Origin of the sequence: Pseudomonas sp. Teo4, from assembly GCF_034387475.1 — a bacterium.
Classification (GTDB): domain Bacteria; phylum Pseudomonadota; class Gammaproteobacteria; order Pseudomonadales; family Pseudomonadaceae; genus Aquipseudomonas.
This window is the reverse complement of record NZ_JAXCIL010000001.1, coordinates 998,494-1,025,135: the sequence shown is the minus strand read 5'-3', so window position 1 is coordinate 1,025,135 and position 26,642 is coordinate 998,494. Positions and strand designations below refer to the sequence as shown.

Genomic DNA, 26,642 nt, shown 5'->3' with positions numbered 1-26,642 from the left:
CCCAACCTGATATCGTTCCCCGGCTCCGAACCGGAGTGCGCGGCCGTGCGCGCGAATAGCTGCATGCAGCCTGAGACAGGACTTTTATGTACGTATACGACGAGTACGATCAGCGGATCATCGAGGACCGCGTCAAGCAGTTCCGTGATCAGACCCGCCGCTACCTGGCCGGTGAGCTGAGCGAAGAAGAATTCCGCCCTCTGCGCCTGCAGAACGGCCTCTATATCCAACGTTTTGCCCCGATGCTGCGCGTTGCCGTGCCGTACGGCCAGCTGAACTCGACCCAGGTCCGCTTGCTGGCGAAGATCGCCCGTGACTACGACAAGGGTTATGCGCACATCAGCACCCGGCAGAACGTGCAGTACAACTGGCCTGCGCTGGAAGACATTCCAGAGATCCTGGCCGAGCTGGCCACCGTGCAGATGCACGCGATCCAGACCAGCGGCAACTGCCTGCGCAACACCACCACCGACCAGTTCGCCGGTGTGGCCGCCGATGAAATCGTCGACCCGCGCCCGTGGTGCGAAATCGTCCGCCAGTGGACCACCTTCCACCCGGAATTCGCCTACCTGCCGCGCAAGTTCAAGATCGCCGTGAACGGTTCGAAGGAAGACCGCGCCGCCATCGAAGTGCACGATATCGGCCTGGAGCCGGTGCGCAACGAAGCCGGCGAGCTGGGCTTCCGCGTGCTGGTTGGTGGCGGCCTGGGCCGTACCCCGGTAGTCGGTTCGTTCATCAACGAGTTCCTGCCGTGGCAGGACCTGATCAGCTACCTGGACGCCATCCTGCGCGTGTACAACCGTTACGGTCGCCGTGACAACAAGTACAAGGCGCGGATCAAGATCCTGGTGAAGGCGCTGACCCCGGAAGTGTTCGCCGAGAAGGTCGAGGCTGAAATGGCCCACCTGCGTGGCGGCAGCACCACCCTGACCGAAGCGGAAGTCGAGCGCGTGTCGCGCCACTTCGTCGACCCGGCCTACAAGGCGCTGGACAATGTCGACTACAGCGCGCTGGACCAGGAGCACCCAGGTTTCGCCCGTTGGCGTTCGCGTAACACCCGCGCCCACAAGCGCCCTGGCTACGTGGCCGTGACCCTGTCGCTCAAGCCGACCGGCGTTGCCCCAGGCGACCTGACCGACAAGCAGCTCGATGCCGTGGCCGACCTGGCCGACCGCTACAGCTTCGGCTTCCTGCGCACCTCGCACGAGCAGAACATCATCCTCGCCGATGTCGAGCAGCAACAGCTGCACGCCCTGTGGCTGGAGCTGCGCGAAGCCGGTTTCGCCACGCCGAACATCGGCCTGCTGACCGACATCATCTGCTGCCCGGGCGGTGACTACTGCTCGCTGGCCAACGCCAAGTCGATCCCGATTGCCGAATCCATCCAGCGCCGTTTCGACGACCTGGACTACCTGTTCGACATCGGTGAAATCGACCTGAACATCTCCGGCTGCATGAACGCCTGCGGCCACCACCACGTCGGCCACATCGGCATTCTCGGGGTGGACAAGAAGGGCGAAGAGTTCTACCAGGTGTCGCTGGGCGGCAACGCCGCACGTGACGCGAGCCTGGGCAAGATCCTCGGCCCGTCCTTCGCCCAGGAAGACATGGCCGATGTGATCGAGAAGCTGATCGCCGTGTACGTGGAACAGCGTACCGAGGAAGAGCGCTTCATCGACACTTACCAGCGTATCGGCATCGACCCCTTCAAGGAACGCGTCTATGCAGCGAATCATTAAGAACAACCAACTCGTCGACGAAACCTGGCACTTGCTGCCCAAGGAAACGACCCTCGACGAGCTGACCAACTGCGACGACTACATCGTCCCGCTGCAACTGTGGCGCGACCATGCCCACGTGCTCAAGGCCCGCGACGGCGGCCTGGGCGTGTGGCTGGACAGTGACGAACAAGCCGAAGAAATCGGCGACGACGTCGAGCACTTCCAGGTCATCGCCCTGAACTTCCCCGCCTTCACCGACGGGCGCAACTACTCCAATGCGCGCCTGCTGCGTGACCGCTACAAGTTCAAGGGTGAGCTGCGCGCCATCGGCGACGTACTGCGCGACCAGCTGTTCTTCATGGCCCGCTGCGGTTTCGATGCCTTTGCCATCCGCGCCGACAAGGACCCGGAAGATGCGCTGCAAAGCCTGAAGGACTTCTCGGTGACCTACCAGGCCGCCACCGACGAGCCGCTGCCGCTGTTCCGCCGCCGCTGATTCGTCACTGCTTGTCGCAACGGCCCGCCTTCATGGCGGGCCGTTGCGTTTACGCCATAGACAAACCCATGGCGCCACCCCCTTCCCAACGGCACCTCAATCGACGCTGCGCCCCTGTCGGCTGAGGGTATCTATACGTTCCACCGCCGCTCGCCAGCGCGCCAGAATCGCTTCATCGAGCGGGTTACCGTCGAGAACGATCCGAGTCGGATGTTGACGAATCCACAGCAATGCCCGCTCGCTCAACTCGACGATCAGGTTCTCGGCAAGGTCCACGAACAGGCCTGGGTGGCTGTCCAGGAACGCCAGCGGAAACTCCGTCAGACCCGTACCGCGCAGTGACAATCGCTGCAACTGGTCAAGGTTGCGCAGCGATGGCAGCGTGCCAATCGGGTTGCCGTTGAGGGTCAGGGTGCGCAACGCACTCAACACCTCCAGACGCGCCCCCGCTGCGCTGTCCATCACCACCTGGTTGTTGGCCAGGTACAGCTCCTGCAACGCGCGAAGCCGTTCGAGCCCGGAGGGAATGGCCGTCAGCCGGTTGCCCCGCAGATTGAGGATCCTCAGGTTGACCAGATCACCGAACGTCACTGGCAAATCGCTCAAGCGGTTATCCGCCAGGTTCAGCTGGGTCAACGCCGTCATGCGGCCGATGCCGGTGGGCAATGCAGCCAGGCGATTGGCACTCAGATTGACGTACCGGACCCTCACCAGCCAGTGGATGTGCTCTGGCAGGGCTGCCAGTCGGTTGTCACTGAGGTCCAGTTGAGTCATCAACGTCAGGTGCTGCACACCCTCGACCGTCTCCAGCTGGTTTCTCTGCAAGTCCAGGCGTGTCAATCGGGAGAGCCTGCCCAGGTCGGGCAAGGAGACCAACGCGTTGTCATTGGCGACCAGCTGGGTCAGCCCCGTCAGGTGTTCCAGACCTTCCAGGGTTGTCAGCCGGTTGCGTTGCACATCCAGGCTGCGCAGTTCACTGAAACCGGCCAACGAAGGCAGTCGGGTCAGCCTGTTTGCGCTTAACTGGAGCGTCTGCAAGTTGGGAAACAGGTTGAAGAAAGCCTGGTCCAGCTCCGAGAACCCGGCATTGGTCAGACACAGGCGATGAAGGTGGCCGAAGCCCACATCTGCCGGCAAGCTGGGCCAGTGGTCCATGGCGATGTTGTGAATGACCAGCGAACCAACACCGCCGGGCCCATAGTACGGCGGTTGCCAGGCTTCAAGAATCAGTTGTGCGGCGCGCCGGCGGTTGGCGTACACCGACCCGTCGACCGGGCCTTGCCACACCCTCAGGGCTTGGTCCAGCCGCCGTACCTGCCCCGCCAGCTCACTGAAGGCAACCCACAGGGTACGCCCTGGCCGTTGCGCCAATAGCGTGGACAACCAAAAAATGTCCACCGCCCGACGATGAGGAAACAGTTGCTGCAGACCGGCACGCACCGATTGGCGAGCCTGCGGATCCAGGGTCGTCAACACCGGCCCTCGCAGGGGGGCGACGGGGTCTCCACCGCTGAGCGGGTAACCCAGTCGACCGTCGCCCAAACGCACCGGTGGCCGCATGCCCGATTCGATCGGGGCCATGCCAAGCTGTTGAGCGGCAACTTCCCGTTGCCCTGCTGCCCGCAACGCCAAGGCCTGGCGAAGTTGCTCAGCCGAAACGGCCGCATCGCCGAGCGCTTGCTTCTGTGCGGCACTCAGGTGCAGCCAAAGAGCCTGGAACAGGCTGTCATGTTGATCTGCGCCAACAAGCTCACGGCCCGCTGCATCCAGCGCCTGGTAGCGGTGTCCCTGGCGAATGATATAGCCAATGTCCGTTGCATCTACTGCGCCCGAGCGGGCAACCAGTTCGCCTGCCGTGTCGCCAATACGCAGCTCGATCCGTTGCTCACCTGGCCAGGCCGACCATTCGCCGGTCAATCCCACAGCCAGTCGTTCGGTGTCGACGCTGATCGCCACCTCTTGGAAGAAGCCGGCGCAGGCACGGTCCAGACGGCTATCGCGCAGCATCCAGCGCGTCTGTTCGGCCAACGCCTGCGGCACCCGTCCGCTGACCAGCAGGTTGTGGAGCGCTTCGGCGCCCCCGTGTTCGACGATTTCCTGTGCACCGCGCGCCGTCAGCCCGGGGAAATCGCGACGTAATCGTTGCGCAGCCGGTGTCGGCACATCCTCAAGCCCAGCGATGTATTGCTCGAAGAACTCGCCGCGCAACTCAGGGTACTGCGCATGTGCTTGATAGCGCTGCAGCGCATCGCGCAAACGGGCCGGCGCCGGTGCGTGCTCCAGGAGCAGGCGGCGCAGCCGGTCTTCGTCGAACCCGGTGATGTGCATCACCTGTTCAGCGGTCTGCTCGTCGACACTCGCCCAGTCACTGGCCAGACGCTGTATCAGCAGGCCCGGACCTTGCCAATGCTGCGGCGCTTCCAGATCGTGCCGCCAGCCGCCCTCACCGTTGCTGTCGAGCCACGGCGAGTATGCGCCTGGCCTGCTCGGGTGCTGGATACGCACTCTGCCTTGTGGATCATCGACCACTTGGTAGGTTGCCTGATGTGTGCGCAAGTAGCTTTTTCCCTCTACTTCAGTGCGCTCACCGATCGACAGTTGCCGATCAGCCACGGCGTAACCGGGCAAAGCTGCATCGATCAGCCGCAGTTGGTCCTGCCCATTGAGCACCGGCACCAGGCGCTCAACATAGGACGAGCGCTCGATCAAACGGCCGGCCACTTGGCCAATGGCAACCAGCGCAACTCCCGCCGCGAGGTTTTCCGCAACGCCCAGCAAGTGCTTCAGAGCACCCGCGCGATCCCCCAGCGTCCAGTCGGCAAAACCTTCATACACGCCGTCGGCGATCTGTGCAGCCGCGATGCCAAGCAACGGCAAACCCAGCACTGGCACGAACAAGCTGGCCAAGCCCAGCAGGTTCAAGCCGGCATCGGCGTAGTCACTCAGCCGCTTCTCACGCTCGTCCTGCTTGACCTGTGCAGTAGGAACCGCCAATACACGGGCATCGTCCAGCAGGGTGTCGACGCGAACAGTTCGCATGTGCTGGTACAGCGGCAGCTCGATGGCATGCATATGGCCATTGAGCGAAATTGGCAAATTGCTGGCCTGTGTCTGCAACAAAGGCCCCAACGCCTGGCTGAACGCCATGCGGTCACGCTCACTGATAAAACGCTGGAAGAACGCGGCATACCCCGCTGCCTGGAAGCGTCGCCCCAACGCCTTCCACAGTGCGTCCCAGTTGGCGTATCGCCGCAACGGCCCATGCGCATCATCCGGCACCCACAAGATCACCCCCTCCAGTGCCGGATTGTGCTTGCGCAGCTGGCGGACTTCGAATGCCACGGCACCCCGCACTCGCTTACCCAACACACGAAGGTCGAATGGCACCAGACGGGCATTGCTCGAGAGCACATGCGGTTTGCTGGCGACCATCGGCAGGCATTGGAAATACGTCTGCTCATCAACTTCACCCCTGAGCGCCGCCAGCCGCAAGGTTGTTTCCAGTTTGTGCCGAGCGCTCTGCTCCAACACTGACGACGCCTGCGATGTATGGAAGATCGACTCAAGGTGAACCTGGTACTGGCCGCCCACATCCTCGTCGCGACACAACCGGGTAAATGATTCAGCGCTCAAGGCCAGTGGCGCGTCTTGGGCGTCGACAAGCGAAGTGGTCACCACGGCTCCCGTGGGTATTTGCTCGACACTGGCGAAATTGTGCAACGCAGCAGCCAGCAGACTGGACTCGGAGACTTCCGTCACGACCTTGCCCAACGCCCCGGTGCCCACCGGCGCCGGGGTAAACACCGTGGTGCGTCGCACCTTCGCCTGGCGCACGTCCATGATTGGCAGATGCTTCTTGCTCAATGCCTTGGTCAGCAACGACTCGGCAAACGCATCCAGCGGCGTCACCTTCGCGAACAGCGTGGCCAGCTGATGCTGGCTGTGCTGCTGTTGCAGCAAGCTGATACGTAACAAGCTCAGCTGGTCCAGCGAGGCTTTGGTCAGCCACTCGGGCAACTGGCTGGCGATCAGGGTGTCGACATCCCGAAAACAGGACGATTCAGTGGTCATGGCACACGGCTCCTGAGAATGAAGCCGCCAGCTAACCACCCTGCCCAATGGCAGGCGCGCTACTTATGTCATGCCCCATCATTGTTGACCACAGGTCAAAAGTCCTTGGCCCCGCCTACGCTTAATCATTTGCAGTGAAACCCGCACACTGCCCATCACTCGAACCATCGTTACCTTTTCGTCAAGGAGCAGATCCATGAGCATTCCATCCTTCGGCCTCGGCACCTTCCGCCTGACCGGCCAAGCCGTCATCGACTCGGTCAAGTCCGCCCTGGAGCTGGGCTACCGCGTGATCGACACCGCACAGATCTACAAGAACGAAGCCGACGTCGGCCAGGCCATCGCCGAAAGCGGCGTGCCGCGTAATGAGCTGTTCATCACCACCAAGATCTGGGTCGACAACTATGCCGCCGACAAGCTGATCCCCAGCCTGCGCGAGAGCCTGAGCAAACTGCGCACCGACCATGTCGACCTGCTACTGATTCACTGGCCGGCACCTGGCAACGGTGTGGAGTTGAACGAATACATGACCGCTCTGGCTGAAGCCAGGAAGCTGGGCCTGACGCGTCAGATCGGCGTCTCCAACTTCAACATCGAGCTGACCCGACAAGCAATCGAGGTGGTCGGAAAAGGCGAAATCGCCACCAACCAGATCGAACTCAGCCCGTACCTGCAGAACAGCAAGCTGGTCGCATTCCTCAAGGAACAAGGCATCACCGTCACCTCCTACATGACGCTGGCCTACGGCAAAGTTCTGAAAGACCCGGTGCTGACCGAGATCGCCGCCAAGCACAAGGCCACCGTGGCGCAGGTCGCACTGGCCTGGGCCATGCAGTTGGGGTATGCGGTGATTCCGTCTTCCACCAAGCGTGAAAACCTGGCGAGCAACCTGCTGGCGCGCAGCCTTCGCCTGGACGACGAAGACATGGCTCGCATCGCCACGCTCGAGCGCAACGGCCGTGAAGTCAGCCCGGACGGCCTGGCGCCAGCTTGGGACTGAGTGCCCACTCTCGGTCAGCACTGGCCTCATCGCCGGCAAGCCGGCTACAGGTACTGCAATGGTTTTGAGAACCTCGCGGTCCATGTGGGAGCCGGCTTGCCGGCGATGGGGCCGGCACAGGCAACACAAGGCCGTTGTTTCCACATGGACAGTGGAAACTGGCCAGCCAGCGATAGTTTCATGCCTCACACATACTCAAACCGGAGCTCCTGATGAGCACGCTTTCTCCCAAACGGGTGCTATTCGCCCTCGCCATCGGCGCATTCGGCATCGGCACCACCGAGTTCACCCCCATGGGCCTGCTGCCCGTGATCGCCGAAGGCGTGAACGTCAGCATCCCCAGCGCGGGCATGCTGATTACCGCTTATGCCATCGGCGTGATGGTCGGCGCGCCGATCATGACCCTGCTTTTCAGCCGCTTCGGCAAACGCGCCGCGTTGATGGCGCTGATGGCCATCTTCACCTTGGGCAACCTGCTGTCGGCACTGTCGCCGGACTACTACACCTTGCTGGCCTCGCGTCTGGTCACCAGCCTCAACCATGGCGCCTTCTTCGGCCTGGGTGCAGTGGTGGCAGCCAGCGTCGTGCCCAAGGACAAACAGGCCAGCGCGGTGGCCACCATGTTCATGGGCCTGACCATCGCCAACATCGGTGGCGTGCCTGCTGCCACCTGGGTGGGCCAACAGGTCGGTTGGCGCATGGCCTTCGCTGGCACCGCCGTGCTCGGCCTGCTGGCCATGGCGACCCTGTGGTATGCCTTGCCCAAAGGCGAACGTGGCAGCGTACCCCACGTGCGCAAGGAGCTGGCGGTCATTGCCCGGCCCAGCGTGCTGCTGGCGATGGCCACTACGGTACTGGGCGCAGGTGCCATGTTCACCCTGTACACCTACGTTGCCCCGGTACTTTCCGAGTTGACCGGTGCCTCACACGCTTTCGTCACCCTCGCGCTGGTGCTGATCGGTGTCGGGTTCACCCTTGGCAACAGCCTCGGCGGGCGCTTGGCCGACTGGTCGCTGGACGGCGCGGCGAAGATCTTCCTGGGCGTGCTGGCAGTGATCATGCTGCTGATGCCGCTGGTACTCGCCAGCCATATCGGTGCCGCCGTCGCCCTGCTGGTCTGGGGCGTATTCACCTTCGCCGTGGTCCCGCCGCTGCAAATGCGGGTAATGATCGCCGCCAGCGAGGCCCCGGGGCTGGCATCGTCCATCAACGTAGGTGCGTTCAACCTCGGTAACGCCGTGGGTGCGGCATTGGGCGGCGCGGTGATCAGCCTGGACATGGGCTATGCCGCAGTGCCCATGGCCGGTGGCTTGCTGGCGGGCGCTGGGCTGCTGCTGGTCTGGCTCGGCCAGCGCAGCAAGGCAGGCGACACAACCTTGAGCGACGCCGCATAAACAAGCCCGTGCGGGGCTGCGTCAAAAGCGCAGCCCCACGTTGATCATCCCCGCCGCCGCGCCCAGTACGACGAACTCCGCCCCCACCGGCCCCCAATGGGCGCCGAAAGCAGGAATGATCACCGGGGCCACGCCCAGGTGGTTAAGCGGGATCTTGTCGTCGTACTCACCTTTGTACCCCTCGATCAACCCGGCACTGAGCTTGACATACACCGGGTAGCGCTCATGCTCCCAGACCTTGCCCAGATACGCGTAGTACGAGCGCTGATAGAACGAGTTCTTGAAGGTCGCCGCCCCCCACAGCAGGCCATCGGTGTAGATACGCTCGATGCCGACCAGCTGCTGATGGTTGTTATGGTCAGGGTCGTGGGTCCAGTGCTTGGTGTAGGCGCTGGTCTGCACATACCAGTAATCGCCCTCGCGCTCGCCAGCCATTGCCGGCGCTGCCAGGCTCACCGCAAGCAACCCTATGCCTGCCATTGTCGTCCTGATCATGGTGGAAGCCTCGGTGCACAAACCTGTGACACTAGCTGCGGTTGGGCAAAACGCCAGCGCAGGACTATTTCGGCAACTGCAACTATGAAGTGCTGTGCATGCGGATTCTCCTGCACGGCGGGCAATAGTAGCCTCCATCACGCACCGTCACCTGAGGAGTACCACGATGTCCCGCCCGCCACTGCCCCCGTTCACCCACGCCTCGGCCGTCGAAAAAGTCCGTCTCGCCGAGGACGGCTGGAACAGCCGCGATGCGGCAAAGGTCGCGCTTGCCTATACCTTGGACACCCACTGGCGCAACCGCGTCGAGTTCGCCAGCAACCGTGAGCAGGCCCAGGCTTTCCTGACCCGCAAATGGAACCGTGAACTGGAGTACCGACTGATCAAGGAGCTGTGGGCGTTCACCGACAACCGCATCGCCGTGCGCTACGCCTACGAATACCGCGATGACAGCGGCCAGTGGTTCCGCGCCTACGGCAACGAGAATTGGGAATTTGCCGAAGACGGGTTGATGCGTAATCGTCATGCCAGCATCAACGAGCTGCCCATCGCCGAAGCCGACCGTAAATTCCGCTGGCCGCTAGGCCGACGCCCGGACGACCACCCAGGCCTGAGCGACCTGGGGCTCTGATCAGCCGACAGGCAGCGTGACATTGACCTGCAGCCCGCCCTCCGGGCGGTTGGCCAACGTCACGCTGCCACCTTGCTCCAGTACGATCGCACGCACCGTCGACAGCCCAAGCCCCACACCACCGGTATGCTTGTTGCGCGAGCCCTCGATGCGAAAGAACGGCGCAAAAACCTGCTCGTGCAACTCCGGCGCAATACCCGGCCCACGGTCGAGCACGCAAATCTCAAGCTCATCAGAACCCGCCCGTAGCTGCAGCGCTGGCTCCCGCCCATACTTCGCGGCATTGTCGATGAGGTTGACCAGCACCCGTTTGAGCGCCACCGGCCGGCCGACATAAACGCAGCGACGCGGGCCGTCGAAGGCCACCTCAACACCGGCATCCTTGAAGTCGTCCACCACCGTCTGCAGCAGCTCGCCCAAGTCAAACGCCGTGGTCTGCTCGAACCGCGCTTCGTCCCGGAAGAACTCCAGTGCGGCGTTGACCATCGCCTCCATCTCGTCCACATCCTTGAACAGCTTGGCTTGCAGTTCGGCATCCTCGATGAACTCACCGCGCAGGCGCATCCGCGTCAGGGGGGCACGCAGGTCGTGGGAGATGGCCGCCAGCATCTGCGTGCGGTCGTTGAGAAAATGCTTGAGCTGGGCTTGGGTAGCGTTGAACGCAAGAATCGCCTGACGCAGGTCATGGGGGCCGACCACCGGAATCGGTGGTGCATTGAAATCCTTGCCGAACCGCCGCGCCCCCTCGGCGAAGCGCTCCAGTGGGTTGGCCAGGTAGCGACCGGCCAACAGCGCCACGACAACGCTGGATGACAGCATCAGCACCAGAATGATCAGGTAGCGTGGCAGTTCGTCCAGGCCCCAGTTGCGTGACGTGGTGTGGAACAGCACCCAGGAACGGTCGGACAGCTGGACCATCAACGCATAGCCCTGCACGGCTGAATTGTCCGGCAAGTCCTCCGGCCCATACGCTTTCATGGCGGCATCTGGCCGCCCCAACAGGCCACGCAGAATAGCCCCGCTTTTGTTGAGTTCGGTGTTGTTCAACGGCGGGAGACCCGCCTGATCGAAAGTACGCAGCCATTGCACATCGTATGAACCGTCGTTGGCCGCCTGCGCCAGCACCGCACGCTGCTCGACAGGCGCCGCATCGAGCATGCGAGTGACGATGGCCAGACGCTCGAGAATGCCGCTTTGTTGCAAGGGAGGCTGCGCCCAGTTCTCCAGCACAAGACTGAACACACCCCTTAGCCCCAGCAACGTCAGCATCGCCGCCAGCGTGGTCAGGGCAATCCAGCGGGTGATGGTGATTCGGGGGCGCCAGCCTTTTTGACGACCCCGGGGCCGTGGGTTCATCGCTTCACCACAGTTGGCGTGAACAGATAGCCGACATTGCGCAATGTCCGAATCAGCGGTTCGGCCTCACCGTCGGTTTCCAGTTTGCGACGCAGACGGCTGACCTGCACATCCACGCTGCGGTCATACGCTTCATGCGTCTCGCCACGCGCCAGGTCGAGCAGTTGCTGGCGACTGAGCACACGCCTTGGGTGCTCGGCGAACACCAGCAGCAATTCGAACTCCCCGTTGGACAGCGGAATCATCACCTGCTGAGGTGAGCGCAACTCGCGCCTTACCACATCCAGCTGCCAGCCCGAGAACTCCAATACGGTACGCGGGTTGCCTGCGGGTACCGGCGCTTCACCGGCACGGCGCAGTACCGCCCTCACCCTGGCCAACAACTCGCGAGCCGCGAACGGCTTGGTCAGGTAGTCATCAGCGCCCAACTCCAGCCCCACGACGCGATCACTCAACTCGCCCATGGCCGTCAGCATGATCACCGCCACCTTGTGTTCGGCGAGCAGACGCTGGCACAGCACCAGGCCACTGTCGCCGGGCAGCATCACATCGAGGATGACCAGGTCAGGTACCCGCCGCTCCAGGGCCCGCCACAAGCCCTCTCCATCGCTGGCCACGTCCACTTCATAGCCATGCTGGCGAAGGAACTTCTGCAGCAGATCAAGCACCTCGACATCATCGTCGACAATCAGCAAATGGCTCACACAAGGGCACCGCGGGAAAAGACAGGATGGCCTATTTAAGACCATCCGAGCGGTTGTCGTCATATATTTCAAACCGGAAACAAAGCGTCAGGCTTGAGATAAAGCAGACATGTCCAGGCAAAGAAACGCCCGCAGCATCTGCGCCAGTTCTAGTCAGGAATGCATTCATGTCTGCTTCTGTTTTCCTATCGGCCTCAGCCCGTAACGCACTGCTGGCCCTGCTACTGCTCACGGCGGGGGGCTGCAGCCAGCGCACGGCTTCGGCAAGCGCCGCGTGCAGCGACTCCCGCCACCTGGTAAGCGACCCTGCCGAGCCAGCCAACCGCGCGGTATTTGCCTTCAACCGCAGCGTCGATGACTACGTGGCAGCCCCGATTGCCCGCGGCTACACCACCCTGCCGGAGTTTGCACAACACGGCCTGCACAACTTCGTGGCCAACTTCGGCGAGCCGAAAGTCTTCGTCAACGACCTGCTGCAAGGCAACGTGCATCGCTCGATGACCACCCTGTCGCGGTTCATCTTCAATACCACCTTCGGCCTGGCCGGCCTGGTCGATGTGTCCGGCAAGATGGGGCTTGAGCGCCATAGCGCCGACTTCGGCCAGACCTTTGGCGTCTGGAGCATCGGTGCCGGGCCAATCGTCGAGCTGCCCCTGCTTGGCTCGCACAACCTGCGCGATGCTACCGGCCGTGTGCTGAGCCTTGCCGTCGACCCGTTCGGCGACAACAGCGACACCGTCGACACCCTGAACACCGTGGCCATGACCGGCGGCGCGGTGGCCGGCCGAGCGCAGGCACTCCCGATAACCGACGTGCTGCAGGAGGCGCCTGATTATTACCGCGCGGTGCGTGACTACACCGCGATGGTTCGCGCCCACTATGTCGAAGAAGGCAAAGCCGGCAAACCGGTTGCCTGGACCAACCAATGCCTGGAGCAAGACGATGAACAGTGAAGCGCAGGCCTCGATGCTGCTGTTCCGGCGCCTGGAAAGTGCTGCCCCGCAGTCTGTTTTGCTGCATGAACTTGAAGCCAAGGTATCCGAGGATGGCCAGCACCTGATCGTCAGCCGCTATCGCGAACAGCACAGCGGCAACGGCCAACCGCATTACCGCGAGGTCCATCGCAGCGTCCCCATCTCGGCGTTGCTGAAGTGGATGGCCAAGGAAGGCGCGGCCTGGGGAAGCCAGTAACCTCGTACGCACGGTAACGCCCGCCCCCACAGGTGCGGGCTGTTTTGCATTATCATGGCGGCATTCCTTTACACGAGTTGCCCATGAAATTCGCAATTGCGGTGTTTTCCCCGGCCCACGCGCCCTCATCGCGCCGGGCCCTGCGCTTCGCCGAGTCGGTGCTGGCGGGCGGGCATGAAATTGCCCGGCTGTTTTTCTATCAGGACGGCGTGCACAGCGCCTCGGCCAACATCGTAGCGCCCCAGGATGAACTGGACGTGGCCAGCCAATGGCGCGCCTTCGTCGAGCAACACCAGCTCGACGCGGTAGTGTGCATCGCCGCCGCCCTGCGTCGCGGCGTGCTCGACGAAGCCGAAGCCAACCGTTACCAGCGCGCGGCGGTCAACCTGCCCAAGCCTTGGGAATTGTCCGGCCTCGGCCAGTTGCACGAGGCGGCGCAAGTTGCCGACCGCCTGATCTGCTTCGGGGGTGATTGAAATGGCCAAATCCATGTTGATCATCAGCCGCCAGGCGCCGTGGAACGGCCCGTCGGCCCGCGAAGCACTGGACATTGCCCTGGCCGGAGGCGCGTTTGACCTGCCCCTCGCCATGCTGTTCCTCGATGACGGCGTTTTCCAGCTTGCCCCAGGCCAGCAACCTGCCGCCGTGCAGCAGAAAAACCTCGCCGCCAACCTCCAGGCCTTGCCGATGTTCGGCGTCGACGAACTGTTCGCCTGCGGCCACAGCCTAAGCCGACGCGGCCTTGGCAGCGACGCGCTGGAGCTGCCGGTGCAGGTGCTGGACGACCAGGCCCTCGCTGCACTGATCGCCCGTTTCGACCTGGTGGTAACCCTGTGATGACGACCCTGCATGTAATTGCCCACTCGCCCTTTGGCGATGACCGCCTGAGCAGCTGCCTGCGCCTGCTGGGTGCCGAGGATGCCGTGCTGCTGTGCGGCGATGCGGTGTATGCCCTGCGCCCAGGCAGCGAACCCTATGCCGCGCTGCAGGCCGCTGACCTCGACACGCGCCTGTTCGCCCTCGATGAGGACCTTCAGGCACGCGCCCTCGACGGGGCACTGGCCAAGGCCATCGACTACCCAGCCTTCGTCGCACTTTCGCTGCAATACGACAAGGTCAACAGCTGGCTATGAGTACCCTGAATGTCGGCGATCGTGACATCGCCCTGGACAAAGACGGCTTCCTGGTCGACCTGCAAGACTGGTCTCACCCCGTCGCCGAAGCCCTCGCCAGCCGCGAGGGCATCCCGCTGACTGCGGATCACTGGGAAATCCTCGATCTGCTGCGCCAGTTCTACCAGGAATACCAGCTGTCCCCGGCCACTCGCCCGCTCATCAAGTACACCGCGCTCAAGCTGGGCCCAGAGAAAGGCAACAGCCCGCACCTCAACCGCCTGTTCAATGGCACCCCCGCCAAACTCGCCGCCAAGCTGGCGGGACTGCCCAAGCCGACCAACTGCATATGACCGAGCCGATGACCAACAGCCCGCGCCCACTGACCCTGGAAACCCCGGCCGAGCACCCGTTCGCCGAGTTCGTGCGAATCCTTGGCAAGGGCAAACGCGGCGCCCGTAGCCTGACCCGCGAGGAAGCACGGGCCGCCATGACCCTGCTGCTCGAAGGCAAGGTCGAAGACACCCAGCTGGGCGCCTTCCTCATGCTACTGCGGCACAAGGAAGAAAGCGCCGAAGAACTGGCCGGTTTCACCGAGGCTCTGCGTGCCCAGTTGCAAGCGCCGAAAATCAGTGTCGACCTGGACTGGCCAAGCTATGCCGGCAAGAAGCGGCACCTGCCTTGGTTCCTGCTGTCGGCCAAATGCCTGGCCAACAACGGCGTACGCATTCTGCTGCACGGCGGCGGCGCCCATACCGGCGGACGCCTGTACACCGAGCAACTGCTCGACCTGCTGCAGATTCCGCTGTGCCGCGACTGGACGGCGGTGGGCACTGCCCTGGACCAGCACCAACTGGCGTTCATCCCCCTGCAAGACTGGGCGCCTCAGCTGCAGCGCATGATCGACCTGCGCAACACCCTTGGCTTGCGTTCACCCATTCACTCCCTGGCCCGGGTGTTGAATCCCTTGGGCGCCCGCTGCGGCCTGCAGAGCATCTTCCACCCCGGCTACCAGGCCGTGCACCGAGAGGCCAGCCGCCTGCTCGGCGACCATGCTGTGGTGATCAAGGGCGATGGTGGCGAAATCGAGGTCAACCCCGACGTCATCAGCCACCTGTATGGCACCTCTGCAAGTGAGGCCTGGGACGAAGAATGGCCCGCACTGAGCGAACGCCGCCATGTGAAGCCACCTAGCCTGCAGCCCGAACAGCTGCTGGCGGTATGGCAGGGCAAGGCGCAGGACAGTTATGGCGAAATGGCCGTGGTGGCGACCATGGCCCTGGCGTTGCGGGGGCTGGGACAAACGCGGGACGAAGCCTTCGAAACCGCTCGACAGTACTGGGATGCACGAAACAAATCGATTTAGTCGATTAATTACCCCCAGTCTTTGCGCTATTTATTCGAACGTTTTCACCTAGACTGGGCTCCAACGACAAACACTTTTGTTCCAAGGAGCTCAGCATGGGCCTTTTGATCGACGGCCGCTGGCACGACCAGTGGTATGAAAACGGCAAGGATGGCGCCTTCAAGCGTGAAAACGCCCAACGCCGCAACGCACTGCCCGCCCCTGAAGCCGGCCGTTACCACCTGTATGTCTCGCTGGCCTGCCCATGGGCGCACCGCACCTTGATTGTCCGCGCCCTCAAAGGGCTGGAGCCGCTGATTGACGTGTCGGTGGTGAGCTGGCTGATGGGCGAGCAGGGTTGGACGTTCGACGTGCAGAACGGCTCCACTGGGGACCACCTCGATGCGCTGAGCTACCTGCACCAACGCTATACCCAGGACGATCCGCACTACACCGGCCGGGTGACCGTGCCCGTGCTGTGGGACAAGCAGGAAAAACGCATCGTCAACAACGAGTCTTCCGAGATCATCCGCATCTTCAACTCGGCGTTCAACGAACTGACCGGCAACCAGTTGGACCTGTACCCCGAGCCGCTGCGTCCAACTATCGAGGCGCTGAACGCGCGTATCTACCCAGCGGTCAACAATGGCGTTTATCGCGCAGGCTTCGCCACCACGCAAGATGCCTATGAGGCTGCGTTCGACGACGTGTTCAACGAGCTGGACTACCTGGAAGAACTGCTCAGCCGCCAGCGTTACCTGGCAGGCGAGTACCTGACCGAAGCCGACGTACGCCTGTTCACCACGCTGGTGCGCTTCGATGCGGTTTACCATGGCCACTTCAAGTGCAACCTGCGCCGCCTGGCCGACTACCCGAACCTGTCCAACTGGCTGCGCGAACTGTACCAGTGGCCGGGCGTTGCGCAGACGGTGAACATGGAGCACATCCAGAAGCACTATTACATGAGCCACAAGACCATCAACCCCACGGGCATCGTACCCAAGGGGCCGCTGCAGGACTTCAGCCTGCCGCATGATCGGGAGCGGTTGGTGGGCAAGGGTATCTGGAAGGTTTGAAGTAATCGGGGCCGCTTTGCGCCCCATCGCAGGCTTCGCCAGCTCCCACAGAGTTATCTGGGCTGCCCCCAAGGGTTGGATTCCTGGGGGCAGTCCAAATCCGTGGGAGCTGGCGAAGCCTGCGATGGGGCGCAAAGCGGCCCCAAACACCTCAGCCCTGTTGCGCCCCTTCAAACCAGGCCAGCTTCTCCCGCAACTGCACCACCTCCCCAACAATCACCAGGGTCGGCGCATGCACTTCATGCTGGGCCACCAGGTCCGGCAGGTCGGCCAAGGTCCCGGTAAACACCCGCTGATTACGCGTAGTCCCCTGCTGCACCAATGCCGCCGGGGTGCTGGCCGCACGGCCATGGCGAATCAGCTCGGCACAGATGGTCGGCAACCCCACCAGCCCCATGTAGAACACCAGGGTCTGGGCCGGTGCCACCAGGTCATCCCACGGCAGGTTGCTGGTGCCATCCTTCAGGTGGCCGGTGACGAAGCGCACCGATTGCGCGTAGTCACGGTGAGTCAGCGGAATGCCGCCGTAAGCGGAACAACCACTGGCCGCGGTGATGCCAGGCACCACCTGGAACGGGATACCTTCCTCAGCCAGCTCCTCGATCTCCTCGCCACCTCGGCCGAAGATGAACGGGTCGCCCCCCTTCAACCGCAGCACGCGCTTGCCCTGGCGGGCAAGGTCGACCAGCAGGCGGTTGATCTGGTCCTGCGGCACGGCATGGTCGGCGCGGCGCTTGCCCACGTAGATGCGCTCGGCGTCGCGCCGGCACATCTCGATGATCGCCGGAGCCACCAGTCGGTCGTACAGCACAACGTCGGCCTGCTGCATCAGGCGCAAGGCGCGGAAGGTCAGCAAGTCCGGATCACCCGGCCCAGCGCCCACCAGATACACCTCGCCACCCTGCTGAACCGGCGCGCCTTCGACCATGGCCTGCAACAGGCGCTCGGCCTCGGCACCCTGCCCGGCCAACTGACGCTCGGCAATCGGGCCTTGGAACACGTTCTCCCAAAAGCCGCGGCGCTGGTTGACGTCCGGGTACAAGGCTTTGACCTTGTCTCGGAAGCGCGCTGCCAAGCCGGCCAGTTCGCCATAGGCCGACGGAATCCAGGCTTCCAGCTTGGCGCGGATCAACCGCGCCAGCACTGGGGCGTCGCCGCCGCTGGAGACCGCCACCACCAAGGGTGAGCGGTCGACGATCGCCGGGAAGATCACCGTGCACAGGGCCGGTGCGTCCACCACGTTGACCGGCAGGCTTCGCGCCTGGGCGTCGGCCGAGACCTGGGCATTGAGCCCGGCGTCATCGGTTGCCGCAATGACCAGCCGGCATCCGTCCAGGTCACTCACACGATAGCCACGCACCTGCACCTCGCCGCCACCTTCACTGGCCAGTGCGGCCAGCTGGCTGTCGACCTCGGGCGCAACCACCCGCAGCGCGGCGCCGGCATCGGCCAGCAGGCGCGCTTTGCGCAAAGCGATCTCACCACCGCCGACGACCAGTACACGACCGCCTTGCAGCTTGTGGAACAGTGGCAGGAAATCCATTTAGCGGATGACCTCGACACCACCCATGTAAGGCTTCAGCACTTCCGGCACACGAATCGAGCCGTCGGCTTGCTGGTAGTTTTCCAGCACAGCCACCAGGGTACGGCCGACCGCCAGACCCGAGCCGTTGAGGGTATGCACCAGCTCCGGCTTGCCGGTTTCCGGGTTGCGCCAGCGCGCCTGCATGCGGCGGGCCTGGAAGTCACCGCAGTTCGAGCAGGAGCTGATTTCGCGGTACTTGTCCTGGCTAGGCACCCACACTTCGAGGTCGTAGGTCTTCACGGCACCGAAGCCCATGTCGCCGGTGCACAGGGCCAGTACGCGGTATGGCAGCTCCAGCAGTTGCAGTACACGCTCGGCGTTGGCGGTCAGGCCTTCCAGCGCTTCCATGGACTTGGACGGCTCGACGATCTGAACCATCTCGACCTTGTCGAACTGGTGCTGGCGGATCATGCCGCGGGTGTCGCGACCCGAGGCGCCCGCTTCGCTGCGGAAGCACGGGGTGTGGGCAACCAGCTTGAGCGGCAGCTGCTTGGCGTCGAGGATCTGGTCGGCCACCAGGTTGGTCAGCGACACTTCGGCGGTCGGGATCAGGTAGAAGTCGGCTTCGCCTTCGCGGCTGATCTTGAACAGGTCTTCCTCGAACTTCGGCAGCTGGCCGGTACCTTGCAGGGCCGGGGCTTGCACCATGTACGGGGTGTAGTGTTCCTCGTAGCCGTGCTCGCCGGTGTGCAGGTTGATCATGAACTGCGCCAGGGCGCGGTGCAGACGGGCAATCGGGCCACGCAGCACGGCGAAGCGGGCGCCGGACAGTTTGGCTGCGGCTTCGAAGTCCAGGCCCTGGCTGATTTCGCCCAAGGCCACGTGGTCCTTGATTTCAAAATCGAACGCGTTTGGCGTCCCCCAGCGGCGCACTTCGACGTTGTCGTCTTCGCTGGCGCCGACCGGTACGCTGGCGTCCGGCAGGTTGGGGATGGTCAGGAGAATGCCGTCCAGCTCAGCCTGGATGCCATCCAGCTCGGCCTTGCCGGCGGCCAGCTCATTGGCCATGCGCTCCACATCGGCCATCAGCGGCGCAATGTCCTCGCCCTTGGCCTTGGCCTGGCCAATGGACTTGGAGCGGGCATTACGCTCGGCTTGCAGTTGCTCGGTACGGGTCTGCACCGCCTTGCGGCGTTCTTCCAGTGATTCGATGCGCGCGACATCCAGGCTGAAGCCACGGGAGGCCAGGCGATCCGCCACTTCCTGAAGTTGGCCGCGTAACAGTTTGGCATCGAGCATATCGTTCTCTCGTTATGTGTAGGTTGGTTCAGAATCGGGTCAGGGACAGGCCGGCCCAGGTTGCGAGCAGGCCGCCCACCACGCTAATACCGGTATAGCCCAAGGCGAGGGGTACTTGCCCGCTTTCCATGAGGCGCACGGTATCGAGCGAAAAGGAGGAAAAAGTCGTCAGGCCGCCCAGGAAGCCGACAATAAGCCCGGCACGCAGCTCGACCGGCGCCAGGGGCTTGTGCAGAAAAAGGCCGTAGAGCAGGCCGATCAGCAGGCAGCCCACCAGGTTGACCGCCAGCGTACCGATGTAGAAGTGCCGTGGCCAGTGGGCCGATACCCAGTTGGCGGTGGCGAAACGCAGCAGTGTGCCGGAAATGCCGCCTGCACTGACGGCGGCAATGAGTGCAATCATGGTTTTCTCCGCTGCCGGGGGCTGTTGCGGTCCAGTTCGGCCAGGTGGCGCAGCTTTTCGCCGATTTTCAGTTCCAGGCCGCGCGGTACGGGCTGGTAATACTGGCGAGGTTCAAGCTGCTCGGGGAAATAATCTTCGCCCGCCGCGTAGGCATCGGGTTCATCGTGGGCGTAGCGATATTCCTCGCCATAGCCCAGTTGTTTCATCAGTTTGGTCGGGGCGTTGCGCAGGTGCAGCGGCACCTCCAGCGAACCATGCTCTGCAGCCTCGCGCAGGGCTGTCTTGAAGCCCATGTAGACGGCATTACTCTTTGGCGCACAGGCAACGTAGGTGATGGCCTGGGCTACCGCCAGCTCGCCCTCGGGGCTGCCCAGGCGCTCCTGTACATCCCAGGCCGCCAGGCACAAGCTCAAGGCCCGAGGGTCGGCGTTGCCGATGTCTTCGCTGGCCATGCGCACCACGCGGCGGGCGATGTACAGCGGGTCGCAGCCGCCATCGAGCATGCGGGCGAACCAATACAGGGCACCGTCGGGGTTGGAGCCACGCACCGATTTGTGCAATGCCGAAATCTGGTCGTAGAAGGCCTCGCCGCCCTTGTCGAAACGGCGGCGGCTGTCACCGAGCAGGCTCTGCAACAGTTCGACGCCGATTTCGCCGCCATCTTCGGCCAGGTCCGAGGCGTTTTCGAGGAAGTTGAGCATGCGTCGGCCATCGCCGTCGGCGGCCGCCATGAGCATCTTGAAGGCCTCATCGCCAACCTGCAGGTTGCGCTTGCCCAGCCCACGTTCTTCACTCAGCGCACGGTCGACCAGCTTGCGCAGCGCCGCTTCGTCCAGGCTCTTGAGTACATACACCCGTGCCCGCGAGAGCAAGGCGTTGTTCAACTCGAAGGACGGGTTTTCGGTGGTGGCACCGATGAAAATCAGCGTGCCATCTTCCACATAGGGCAAGAAGGCATCCTGCTGGGACTTGTTGAAGCGGTGCACTTCGTCGACGAACAAAATCGTGCGTCGGCCATACTGCCCGGCCTGCTGCTTGGCGACTTCCACCGCCTGGCGGATTTCCTTGACCCCGGCCAGTACCGCCGAAACGGTCTCGAAATGGGCATCGCAGAACTGCGCCAGCAACCGCGCCAGGGTGGTCTTGCCCACCCCGGGCGGTCCCCAGAAGATCATCGAGTGCAGGGCACCCTGCTCCAGTGCCTCACGTAGCGGCTTGCCGCGCGCCAGCAGGTGCTCCTGGCCGACGTACTCGTCCAGGTTCGACGGGCGCAGACGGGCGGCCAGGGGCTGGGCGACGGGTTCGCTTCGAAACAGGTCCATGGCGGGCTCTGGTTACTCTTTGATGATGTCCGCGCCTTTCGGGACGTCGAACTTGAACTTGCTGTCCGGTACCGCCTGGTTGGCCTTCACCCCGTTGAACAGGATGTTGGTCCGCTGGCCGACACTGTCGATCAGCTGCATGTCGTTGACCAGGCCCTTGCGGAAGGAAATGCGCAGGGAGTCGAACAGGGTGTCCTTGGTCTTGGGCTTCAAGGTGAAGTCCATCACGTCACCCTGCTCCTTGGAGGTGATATCGAAGCTCTGGCTGATTTTCGACACATCACCCGACAGCAGCAACGCCGGGGTCTGGTTCAGACGCACGTCGAGCTTCTTGATGGTCGCCTGCTCAAGGTCCGGGTCCCACAGGGTGACGTTCTTGCCGTCAGACACCACCACCTGTTCCTGGGGCGCATCGGTGTGCCAGTAGAACAGGCCCGGGCGTTTTACCGTCATCTTGCCGCTGGTTTCCTGCAGGCTGGTGCCGCCGGCATCCAGGGTCAGCTGGGAGAAGTTGGCTTCGATGGTCTGCGACTTCTCCAGCAACTGGGTCAGGCGTTGTACATCCTGCTCGCCGGCGTAAGCCGACAGGGAGCCCAGAGTCAGGGCAGAAACCAACAGCATGCGAATCGCGCGCATGGGAATCCTCATTGAGCATTGAATAGGCCGGGTGCCACCGTTGGCACCCGGCAAGGTGTGATCAATCGCGTGGGCCGCCCGGGGCAATCACTTCGCGGGAGCCATTGCTGTTCATCGGGGTAACGACACCGGCCATTTCCATCGCTTCGATCATCCGCGCGGCGCGGTTGTAACCGATCTTCAGCTTGCGCTGCACCGCCGAGATGGAGGCGCGACGGCTCTCCAGCACGAACTGCACGGCCTCATCATACAGGGCATCGCTTTCCGAATCGTCGCCGTCACCGCCGCCACCGCCGCCTTCGAAGCCGCTGCCGGCCTCTTCGACGCCGTTGAGGATGTCATCGTTGTAGTCCGGGGCCCCTCGCAGCTTCCAGGCCTCCACCGTACGGTGCACTTCATCGTCGGAGACGAACGCGCCATGCACGCGAATCGGCAGGCTGGTGCCCGGCGGCATGTAGAGCATGTCACCGTGGCCCAGCAACTGCTCGGCGCCACCCTGATCGATGATGGTCCGCGAGTCGATCTTGCTCGACACCTGGAACGCCATCCGCGTCGGGATGTTGGCCTTGATCAGGCCGGTGATCACGTCCACCGATGGGCGCTGGGTTGCGAGGATCAGGTGAATGCCCGCGGCACGCGCCTTCTGGGCGATGCGGGCAATCAGCTCTTCGACCTTCTTGCCGACAATCATCATCATGTCGGCGAACTCGTCGACGACCACCACGATGGTGGGCAGGGTCTTCAGCGCCGGCGGCTCGTCGTCCATGCTCTCGCGACGGTACAGCGGGTCGTGAATGATCTCGCCTGCTTCCTGGGCGTCCTTGATCTTGCGGTTGAAGCCAGCCAGGTTACGCACGCCCATGGCCGCCATCAGTTTGTAGCGCCGCTCCATTTCGGCCACGCTCCAGCGCAGGGCGTTGGCGGCATCCTTCATGTCGGTGACCACTGGGCAGAGCAGGTGCGGGATACCTTCGTAGATCGACAGCTCAAGCATTTTCGGGTCGATCATGATCAGTCGTGCGTCTTCCGGGCTGGACTTGAACAGAATCGACAGAATCATCGCGTTCACGCCCACCGACTTACCGGAACCCGTGGTACCGGCCACCAGCAGGTGAGGCATCTTGGCCAGGTCGGTGATCACCGGCTTGCCACCGATGTCGTGGCCCAGGGCCAGGGTGACCGGCGACTTCTGCTCGTCGTACTGCGGCGTGGCCAGCACCTCGGAGAAACGCACCATCTGCCGATTCTCGTTGGGGATCTCGATACCCACGGTGGTCTTGCCTGGAATCACCTCGACCACACGCACACTGGTCACCGCCAGGGAACGCGCAAGGTCCTTGGCCAGGTTGGCGATACGGCTGACCTTGACCCCGGCCGCTGGCTGGATCTCGTAACGGGTAATGACCGGGCCTGGGTGGATCGAGTCCACCGACACTTCCACGCCAAATTCCTTGAGTTTGATTTCCAGCAACTGGCCGACGCTGGCCAGGGACTCTGGCGAGTACTCGATCTTTTTCTGTTCGGCCGGGTCGAGGATGGAAATGGACGGCAAGGTGCCTTCCAAGCCGCTGTCGACGAACAGCGGCGCCTGTTTTTCCTTCATCACCCGCTTGCTCGGTTCCGGCGCCTTGGCCGGAGTCGGCGCAATGATCACCGGGGCCGTCGGTTGCTCGCGCGGCACCTCGCGCGCAACCACAGGCTCGCGCGCCACGATCGGACGGGCTGGGGGTTCGTCGCGCTCGACGATGCGCTCACGCGGCTGCGGCGGCTGTTGCGGCTTGACCGGTTCGCGCTTCTCGGCGGCCATCGGCGCCACCTCGAAGCTCGGCTCGTCGACCTCGCGCAGTTGCGCTACCAGGCGCTTGCGCTCATTGCGTGCTTCCCACCAACGGTTGGCCGCACCCTGCACCAGCTCGAACAGGTCGAGGGTGATCTTGCCGGTCATGTCCATCACCTTGAACCAGGACAGGTCGGTGAACACGGTCAGGCCGAACAGGAACAGGGCAATGAACATCAGTGTGCTGCCCTGCACGTTGAGCAGGTTGCGCGCCAGGTCGCCCAGGCTTTCACCCAAGGCACCACCCGCCGAGAACGGCAGGCTCTCTGGTGGATGGAAATGGATATGCGCCAGCGCTGCACCGGAGAGCACCAGGAACACCAGGCCAATCAGGCGCCAGGAGAACAGCCAGCCGCTCCACTGCCAGGGCTGGTGGCGTTCACGGAAAATCTGCCAGGTCTTGATCGCCAGCAGCAGCGGGAAAATATAAGCGAAATAGCCCAGCACCATGAACAGGATGTCGGCGAAGTAGGCACCGGCACGCCCGGCGGCGTTCTGCACCTGCTCGACGTTGCTGGTGTGGCTGAAGCCAGGGTCCGAGGTGTCGTAGGTCAGCAGGGCCATCCACAGGTACAGGCACAGGGCGCCAACAGCGATCAACGCACCTTCCTTGAGGCGGTAGTGCAGCTGCTGCCGCCACTGGGGGACTGGCAAAGGGGCTGGAGTTGCGGTGGATTTCTTCAAAACGCGTCTATTCCTGCGCGTGCTGCGCGTCCAATAGTGATCGGCCGGTCACTGGCCAATGAACCACTACTTTTAACATTACTGCCCGCCTGCCGCCATGGCGGCACGCCATATGGCCTGGTTGGCGGGCGACTTTCGTATAGGTGCAATTTGAGCATGCATTTTCTTTTGTGACAAAGGCTTATGCTGTGTTTTTGCACAGGTGTGACAGCAAATGTACTGGATGGTGCCGACGGGAACATGAATGTGTAGGAAATTACCTACTGTAGTGCCTGAATGGACGCTTTCGCGGGTAAACCCACTCCCACAACGTCTCGCACGGTCCTTTAATTCACCAATCACCTGTGGGAGCGGGTTTACCCGCGAAGAAGCCAAAGAGATTGACCCTGCTTTTCACCCAAGCCATGCTGCCCTCTCCCCTCCCCCACCGCACGATAGACCATGCTGACCTGGCTGACCCGCGACTCGCTCACCTTCCCGCCCCTGGAAAAGGCCCTGCACGACCCCAACGGCCTGCTCGCCGCTGGCGGCGATTTGAGCCCCGAGCGCCTGGTGCAAGCCTACCGCCATGGTTGCTTCCCGTGGTACCAGGATGGCCAACCCATTCTGTGGTGGTCGCCCGACCCACGCACCGTGCTGTTTCCAGACGAACTGCACGTTTCCAGGTCGCTAGCCAAGCTGATGCGCCAAGGCCGCTACCAGGTGAGCTTCGACACCGATTTTCCCGGTGTGATCGCTGCCTGCGCCGCACCCCGCGACTACGCCGACGGCACCTGGATCACCGACACCATGCGCGCCGCTTACGTCGAACTGCATCGACGCGGCATCGCCCATTCGGTGGAAGTGCGCCAGGACGGTGAACTGGTTGGCGGCCTGTACGGCCTGGCCATGGGCCAGCTGTTCTTCGGCGAATCGATGTTCAGCCGCGCCGACAACGCATCCAAGGTCGGCTTCGTGACATTGGTCAATCACCTGCGCCAGGCCGGTTTCGTGCTGATCGACTGCCAGATGCCCACCAACCACCTGCACAGCCTGGGCGCCCGCGCCATCAGCCGCGCCGAATTTGCCGGCTATCTGTGCCGCCACCTCGACCAACCCAACAGCGCCAGCTGGGTTCCCTAGGCGAGTTTTGCCAGCTGGCTTACACTTAAAGCAAAGTCTCACCGAGGGGTTGATCATGACAGAGCTGGCGCGGTTGAAGTTTTATGCCACTCAACCCCACTCCTGCAGCTACTTGCCGGACGAGCAGGCGACCACGCTGTTCCTCGACCCCAGCCAGCCGATGGACGTGCATGTATATGCCGACCTTTCGGAAATGGGTTTTCGCCGCAGCGGCGATCACCTCTATCGCCCCCATTGCCAGAACTGCAACGCCTGTGTGCCGGCGCGCATTCCTGCCGCCCGCTTCATCCCCAATCGCCAGCAGCGCCGTATTCTCAAGCGCAACGCCGACCTGACCGTGACGGCAGCTCGCCCGGCGTTCAAGGAAGAATACTTCGACCTTTACCGACGCTACATTGAAACCCGCCACGCTGATGGCGATATGTACCCGCCCAGCCGCGACCAGTTCTCGACCTTCCTGGTTCGCGACCTGCCATTCTGCTGGTTCTACGAGTTCCGTCTCGAGGGGCGCTTGCTGGCGGTGGCGGTGTGCGACCTGCTGCCCAACGGCCTGTCGGCGGTGTACACCTTCTACGAGCCTGACGAAGAACGCCGCAGTCTCGGGCGCTTCGCCATTCTCTGGCAAATCACCGAAGCACTTCGCCAGGACCTCGAAGCCGTCTACCTTGGATATTGGATAAAGAACTGCAAGAAGATGAACTACAAGACCCAATATCGCCCCATCGAACTGCTGATCAATCAGCGCTGGGTCACCCTCAACTGAAAGCATTGGCTTGACACGCAGTTATCGGGCATAATCCACGCCACTTTTTTGCCCGGTGCACTTATGCGTCGGGCCAACACTGGATACCGAGGGCTTTACTGCATGTCGAAAGAAGACAGCTTCGAAATGGAAGGTACTGTCGTCGACACCCTGCCAAACACCATGTTCCGCGTGGAGTTGGAAAACGGGCACGTCGTAACCGCGCACATCTCCGGAAAGATGCGCAAGAACTACATTCGTATTCTCACTGGCGACAAGGTCCGCGTCGAACTGACGCCGTACGACCTGAGCAAGGGCCGCATCACTTACCGTGCGCGCTAAGCTCAAGCCATGAAAAAGCCCGGCCAATGTGCCGGGCTTTTTTGTGCCCGCAAGACCCCATCGCGGCTAAAGCCGCTCCTACAGGGAATTGCGAAACCTGTAGGAGCGGCTTTAGCCGCGATGGGCCGCAAAGCGGCC

General features: G+C 62.9%; 26 protein-coding genes. 16 read left to right on the top strand and 10 right to left on the bottom strand.

From position 1 onward, the window contains the following. The first annotated feature begins 86 nt into the window (after nucleotides 1–86). Both PspTeo4_RS04915 and PspTeo4_RS04910 read left to right on the top strand, forming a co-directional pair. Nucleotides 87–1,739 carry a nitrite/sulfite reductase gene (locus PspTeo4_RS04915; protein ID WP_322362619.1) on the top strand — a complete coding sequence of 551 codons (1,653 nt, stop codon included), beginning with the start codon at nucleotides 87–89 and terminating at the stop codon, nucleotides 1,737–1,739. Further along, a complete protein-coding gene (locus PspTeo4_RS04910) occupies nucleotides 1,723–2,217 on the top strand; it encodes a DUF934 domain-containing protein (protein WP_322362618.1) in 495 nt (164 codons plus the stop codon). The genes PspTeo4_RS04915 and PspTeo4_RS04910 overlap by 17 nt, the downstream gene beginning before the upstream one ends. Before the next feature lie 96 nt (nucleotides 2,218–2,313). Here PspTeo4_RS04910 and PspTeo4_RS04905 read toward each other — a convergent pair whose 3' ends face one another. Next, nucleotides 2,314–6,288 (bottom strand): leucine-rich repeat domain-containing protein, encoded by a 3,975-nt coding sequence (locus PspTeo4_RS04905; RefSeq protein WP_322362617.1) that lies wholly within the window; start codon nucleotides 6,286–6,288, stop codon nucleotides 2,314–2,316. 196 nt (nucleotides 6,289–6,484) lie between these two features. On the opposite strand from PspTeo4_RS04905, the gene dkgB reads away from it, so the two are divergent. Then, the gene (gene dkgB / locus PspTeo4_RS04900; RefSeq protein ID WP_322362616.1) at nucleotides 6,485–7,288 is read left to right on the top strand and encodes a 2,5-didehydrogluconate reductase DkgB; all 804 of its coding nucleotides are present in this window, start codon (nucleotides 6,485–6,487) and stop codon (nucleotides 7,286–7,288) included. A gap of 212 nt (nucleotides 7,289–7,500) precedes the next feature. Continuing rightward, nucleotides 7,501–8,682, top strand: a complete 1,182-nt coding sequence (locus PspTeo4_RS04895; protein WP_322362615.1) for an MFS transporter — start codon at nucleotides 7,501–7,503, stop codon at nucleotides 8,680–8,682. Nucleotides 8,683–8,703: 21 nt separating this feature from the next. On the opposite strand, the gene PspTeo4_RS04890 is transcribed toward PspTeo4_RS04895, so the two are convergent. Then, nucleotides 8,704–9,177: a sn-glycerol-3-phosphate transporter gene (locus PspTeo4_RS04890; protein ID WP_322362614.1), complete on the bottom strand. Its 474-nt coding sequence runs from the start codon at nucleotides 9,175–9,177 to the stop codon at nucleotides 8,704–8,706. Between the two features lie 166 nt (nucleotides 9,178–9,343). Between PspTeo4_RS04890 and PspTeo4_RS04885 the strand changes: the two genes are divergently transcribed. Further along, entirely contained in the window at nucleotides 9,344–9,808 is a 465-nt protein-coding gene (locus PspTeo4_RS04885) for a DUF1348 family protein (protein WP_322362613.1), read from the top strand. On the opposite strand, the gene PspTeo4_RS04880 is transcribed toward PspTeo4_RS04885, so the two are convergent. After that, nucleotides 9,809–11,164: an ATP-binding protein gene (locus PspTeo4_RS04880; RefSeq protein ID WP_322362612.1), complete on the bottom strand. Its 1,356-nt coding sequence runs from the start codon at nucleotides 11,162–11,164 to the stop codon at nucleotides 9,809–9,811. Continuing rightward, nucleotides 11,161–11,868 (bottom strand): response regulator, encoded by a 708-nt coding sequence (locus PspTeo4_RS04875; RefSeq protein ID WP_322362611.1) that lies wholly within the window; start codon nucleotides 11,866–11,868, stop codon nucleotides 11,161–11,163. Before PspTeo4_RS04875 ends, PspTeo4_RS04880 begins: the two co-directional genes overlap by 4 nt. A gap of 167 nt (nucleotides 11,869–12,035) precedes the next feature. On the opposite strand from PspTeo4_RS04875, the gene PspTeo4_RS04870 reads away from it, so the two are divergent. From PspTeo4_RS04870 to PspTeo4_RS04835, 8 genes are all read left to right on the top strand, one after another. Then, nucleotides 12,036–12,821 carry a VacJ family lipoprotein gene (locus tag PspTeo4_RS04870; protein WP_322362610.1) on the top strand — a complete coding sequence of 262 codons (786 nt, stop codon included), beginning with the start codon at nucleotides 12,036–12,038 and terminating at the stop codon, nucleotides 12,819–12,821. Further along, on the top strand, nucleotides 12,811–13,059 hold the full coding sequence (locus tag PspTeo4_RS04865) for a hypothetical protein (protein ID WP_322362609.1): 249 nt from the start codon (nucleotides 12,811–12,813) through the stop codon (nucleotides 13,057–13,059). Before PspTeo4_RS04870 ends, PspTeo4_RS04865 begins: the two co-directional genes overlap by 11 nt. Nucleotides 13,060–13,142: 83 nt before the next feature. Beyond that, nucleotides 13,143–13,535 carry a sulfurtransferase complex subunit TusD gene (gene tusD, locus PspTeo4_RS04860; RefSeq protein ID WP_322362608.1) on the top strand — a complete coding sequence of 131 codons (393 nt, stop codon included), beginning with the start codon at nucleotides 13,143–13,145 and terminating at the stop codon, nucleotides 13,533–13,535. 1 nt (nucleotide 13,536) lies between these two features. Then, a complete protein-coding gene (gene tusC / locus PspTeo4_RS04855; protein WP_322362607.1) occupies nucleotides 13,537–13,896 on the top strand; it encodes a sulfurtransferase complex subunit TusC in 360 nt (119 codons plus the stop codon). Then, on the top strand, nucleotides 13,896–14,192 hold the full coding sequence (tusB, locus tag PspTeo4_RS04850) for a sulfurtransferase complex subunit TusB (RefSeq protein WP_322362606.1): 297 nt from the start codon (nucleotides 13,896–13,898) through the stop codon (nucleotides 14,190–14,192). Before tusC ends, tusB begins: the two co-directional genes overlap by 1 nt. Continuing rightward, on the top strand, nucleotides 14,189–14,524 hold the full coding sequence (locus PspTeo4_RS04845; RefSeq protein WP_322362605.1) for a TusE/DsrC/DsvC family sulfur relay protein: 336 nt from the start codon (nucleotides 14,189–14,191) through the stop codon (nucleotides 14,522–14,524). The genes tusB and PspTeo4_RS04845 overlap by 4 nt, the downstream gene beginning before the upstream one ends. An 8-nt stretch (nucleotides 14,525–14,532) precedes the next feature. Next, the gene (locus tag PspTeo4_RS04840; protein WP_416196899.1) at nucleotides 14,533–15,537 is read left to right on the top strand and encodes a glycosyl transferase family protein; all 1,005 of its coding nucleotides are present in this window, start codon (nucleotides 14,533–14,535) and stop codon (nucleotides 15,535–15,537) included. Nucleotides 15,538–15,632: 95 nt separating this feature from the next. Beyond that, a complete protein-coding gene (locus PspTeo4_RS04835) occupies nucleotides 15,633–16,592 on the top strand; it encodes a glutathione S-transferase family protein (protein ID WP_322362603.1) in 960 nt (319 codons plus the stop codon). A 151-nt stretch (nucleotides 16,593–16,743) separates the two neighbouring features. Here PspTeo4_RS04835 and cysG read toward each other — a convergent pair whose 3' ends face one another. The 6 genes from cysG to PspTeo4_RS04805 form a co-directional block, all read right to left on the bottom strand. Continuing rightward, complete coding sequence (gene cysG, locus PspTeo4_RS04830) at nucleotides 16,744–18,135, bottom strand: siroheme synthase CysG (RefSeq protein ID WP_322362602.1); 1,392 nt, start codon at nucleotides 18,133–18,135, stop codon at nucleotides 16,744–16,746. Further along, the gene (serS, locus tag PspTeo4_RS04825; RefSeq protein ID WP_322362601.1) at nucleotides 18,136–19,416 is read right to left on the bottom strand and encodes a serine--tRNA ligase; all 1,281 of its coding nucleotides are present in this window, start codon (nucleotides 19,414–19,416) and stop codon (nucleotides 18,136–18,138) included. Between the two features lie 28 nt (nucleotides 19,417–19,444). Beyond that, nucleotides 19,445–19,819, bottom strand: coding sequence for a fluoride efflux transporter CrcB (crcB, locus tag PspTeo4_RS04820; protein ID WP_322362600.1), 375 nt, complete (start codon nucleotides 19,817–19,819; stop codon nucleotides 19,445–19,447). Continuing rightward, a complete protein-coding gene (locus tag PspTeo4_RS04815; protein ID WP_322362599.1) occupies nucleotides 19,816–21,141 on the bottom strand; it encodes a replication-associated recombination protein A in 1,326 nt (441 codons plus the stop codon). Before PspTeo4_RS04815 ends, crcB begins: the two co-directional genes overlap by 4 nt. Nucleotides 21,142–21,153: 12 nt before the next feature. Beyond that, on the bottom strand, nucleotides 21,154–21,777 hold the full coding sequence (lolA, locus tag PspTeo4_RS04810; RefSeq protein ID WP_322362598.1) for an outer membrane lipoprotein chaperone LolA: 624 nt from the start codon (nucleotides 21,775–21,777) through the stop codon (nucleotides 21,154–21,156). 61 nt (nucleotides 21,778–21,838) lie between these two features. Then, a complete protein-coding gene (locus PspTeo4_RS04805; protein WP_322362597.1) occupies nucleotides 21,839–24,298 on the bottom strand; it encodes a DNA translocase FtsK in 2,460 nt (819 codons plus the stop codon). A 441-nt stretch (nucleotides 24,299–24,739) separates the two neighbouring features. Here PspTeo4_RS04805 and aat point away from each other — a divergent pair, with 441 nt between their 5' ends. The 3 genes from aat (at nucleotide 24,740) to infA (ending at nucleotide 26,504) form a co-directional block, all read left to right on the top strand. Next, nucleotides 24,740–25,420, top strand: a complete 681-nt coding sequence (gene aat, locus PspTeo4_RS04800; RefSeq protein WP_322362596.1) for a leucyl/phenylalanyl-tRNA--protein transferase — start codon at nucleotides 24,740–24,742, stop codon at nucleotides 25,418–25,420. A gap of 55 nt (nucleotides 25,421–25,475) precedes the next feature. Then, nucleotides 25,476–26,183: an arginyltransferase gene (locus PspTeo4_RS04795; RefSeq protein ID WP_322362595.1), complete on the top strand. Its 708-nt coding sequence runs from the start codon at nucleotides 25,476–25,478 to the stop codon at nucleotides 26,181–26,183. 102 nt (nucleotides 26,184–26,285) lie between these two features. Beyond that, complete coding sequence (infA, locus tag PspTeo4_RS04790; protein ID WP_002553999.1) at nucleotides 26,286–26,504, top strand: translation initiation factor IF-1; 219 nt, start codon at nucleotides 26,286–26,288, stop codon at nucleotides 26,502–26,504. Nucleotides 26,505–26,642 lie beyond the last annotated feature (138 nt).

What these genes read in the sequence shown, in the direction of transcription:
- PspTeo4_RS04915 (WP_322362619.1), top strand. Translation starts at nt 87, where the DNA reads ATGTACGTATACGACGAGTACGATCAGCGGATCATCGAGGACCGCGTC.
- PspTeo4_RS04910 (WP_322362618.1), top strand. Translation starts at nt 1,723, where the DNA reads ATGCAGCGAATCATTAAGAACAACCAACTCGTCGACGAAACCTGGCAC.
- PspTeo4_RS04905 (WP_322362617.1), bottom strand. Translation starts at nt 6,288, where the DNA reads ATGACCACTGAATCGTCCTGTTTTCGGGATGTCGACACCCTGATCGCC.
- dkgB (WP_322362616.1), top strand. Translation starts at nt 6,485, where the DNA reads ATGAGCATTCCATCCTTCGGCCTCGGCACCTTCCGCCTGACCGGCCAA.
- PspTeo4_RS04895 (WP_322362615.1), top strand. Translation starts at nt 7,501, where the DNA reads ATGAGCACGCTTTCTCCCAAACGGGTGCTATTCGCCCTCGCCATCGGC.
- PspTeo4_RS04890 (WP_322362614.1), bottom strand. Translation starts at nt 9,177, where the DNA reads ATGATCAGGACGACAATGGCAGGCATAGGGTTGCTTGCGGTGAGCCTG.
- PspTeo4_RS04885 (WP_322362613.1), top strand. Translation starts at nt 9,344, where the DNA reads ATGTCCCGCCCGCCACTGCCCCCGTTCACCCACGCCTCGGCCGTCGAA.
- PspTeo4_RS04880 (WP_322362612.1), bottom strand. Translation starts at nt 11,164, where the DNA reads ATGAACCCACGGCCCCGGGGTCGTCAAAAAGGCTGGCGCCCCCGAATC.
- PspTeo4_RS04870 (WP_322362610.1), top strand. Translation starts at nt 12,036, where the DNA reads ATGTCTGCTTCTGTTTTCCTATCGGCCTCAGCCCGTAACGCACTGCTG.
- PspTeo4_RS04865 (WP_322362609.1), top strand. Translation starts at nt 12,811, where the DNA reads ATGAACAGTGAAGCGCAGGCCTCGATGCTGCTGTTCCGGCGCCTGGAA.
- tusD (WP_322362608.1), top strand. Translation starts at nt 13,143, where the DNA reads ATGAAATTCGCAATTGCGGTGTTTTCCCCGGCCCACGCGCCCTCATCG.
- tusC (WP_322362607.1), top strand. Translation starts at nt 13,537, where the DNA reads ATGGCCAAATCCATGTTGATCATCAGCCGCCAGGCGCCGTGGAACGGC.
- tusB (WP_322362606.1), top strand. Translation starts at nt 13,896, where the DNA reads ATGACGACCCTGCATGTAATTGCCCACTCGCCCTTTGGCGATGACCGC.
- PspTeo4_RS04845 (WP_322362605.1), top strand. Translation starts at nt 14,189, where the DNA reads ATGAGTACCCTGAATGTCGGCGATCGTGACATCGCCCTGGACAAAGAC.
- PspTeo4_RS04840 (WP_416196899.1), top strand. Translation starts at nt 14,533, where the DNA reads ATGACCAACAGCCCGCGCCCACTGACCCTGGAAACCCCGGCCGAGCAC.
- PspTeo4_RS04835 (WP_322362603.1), top strand. Translation starts at nt 15,633, where the DNA reads ATGGGCCTTTTGATCGACGGCCGCTGGCACGACCAGTGGTATGAAAAC.
- cysG (WP_322362602.1), bottom strand. Translation starts at nt 18,135, where the DNA reads ATGGATTTCCTGCCACTGTTCCACAAGCTGCAAGGCGGTCGTGTACTG.
- serS (WP_322362601.1), bottom strand. Translation starts at nt 19,416, where the DNA reads ATGCTCGATGCCAAACTGTTACGCGGCCAACTTCAGGAAGTGGCGGAT.
- crcB (WP_322362600.1), bottom strand. Translation starts at nt 19,819, where the DNA reads ATGATTGCACTCATTGCCGCCGTCAGTGCAGGCGGCATTTCCGGCACA.
- PspTeo4_RS04815 (WP_322362599.1), bottom strand. Translation starts at nt 21,141, where the DNA reads ATGGACCTGTTTCGAAGCGAACCCGTCGCCCAGCCCCTGGCCGCCCGT.
- lolA (WP_322362598.1), bottom strand. Translation starts at nt 21,777, where the DNA reads ATGCGCGCGATTCGCATGCTGTTGGTTTCTGCCCTGACTCTGGGCTCC.
- aat (WP_322362596.1), top strand. Translation starts at nt 24,740, where the DNA reads ATGCTGACCTGGCTGACCCGCGACTCGCTCACCTTCCCGCCCCTGGAA.
- PspTeo4_RS04795 (WP_322362595.1), top strand. Translation starts at nt 25,476, where the DNA reads ATGACAGAGCTGGCGCGGTTGAAGTTTTATGCCACTCAACCCCACTCC.
- infA (WP_002553999.1), top strand. Translation starts at nt 26,286, where the DNA reads ATGTCGAAAGAAGACAGCTTCGAAATGGAAGGTACTGTCGTCGACACC.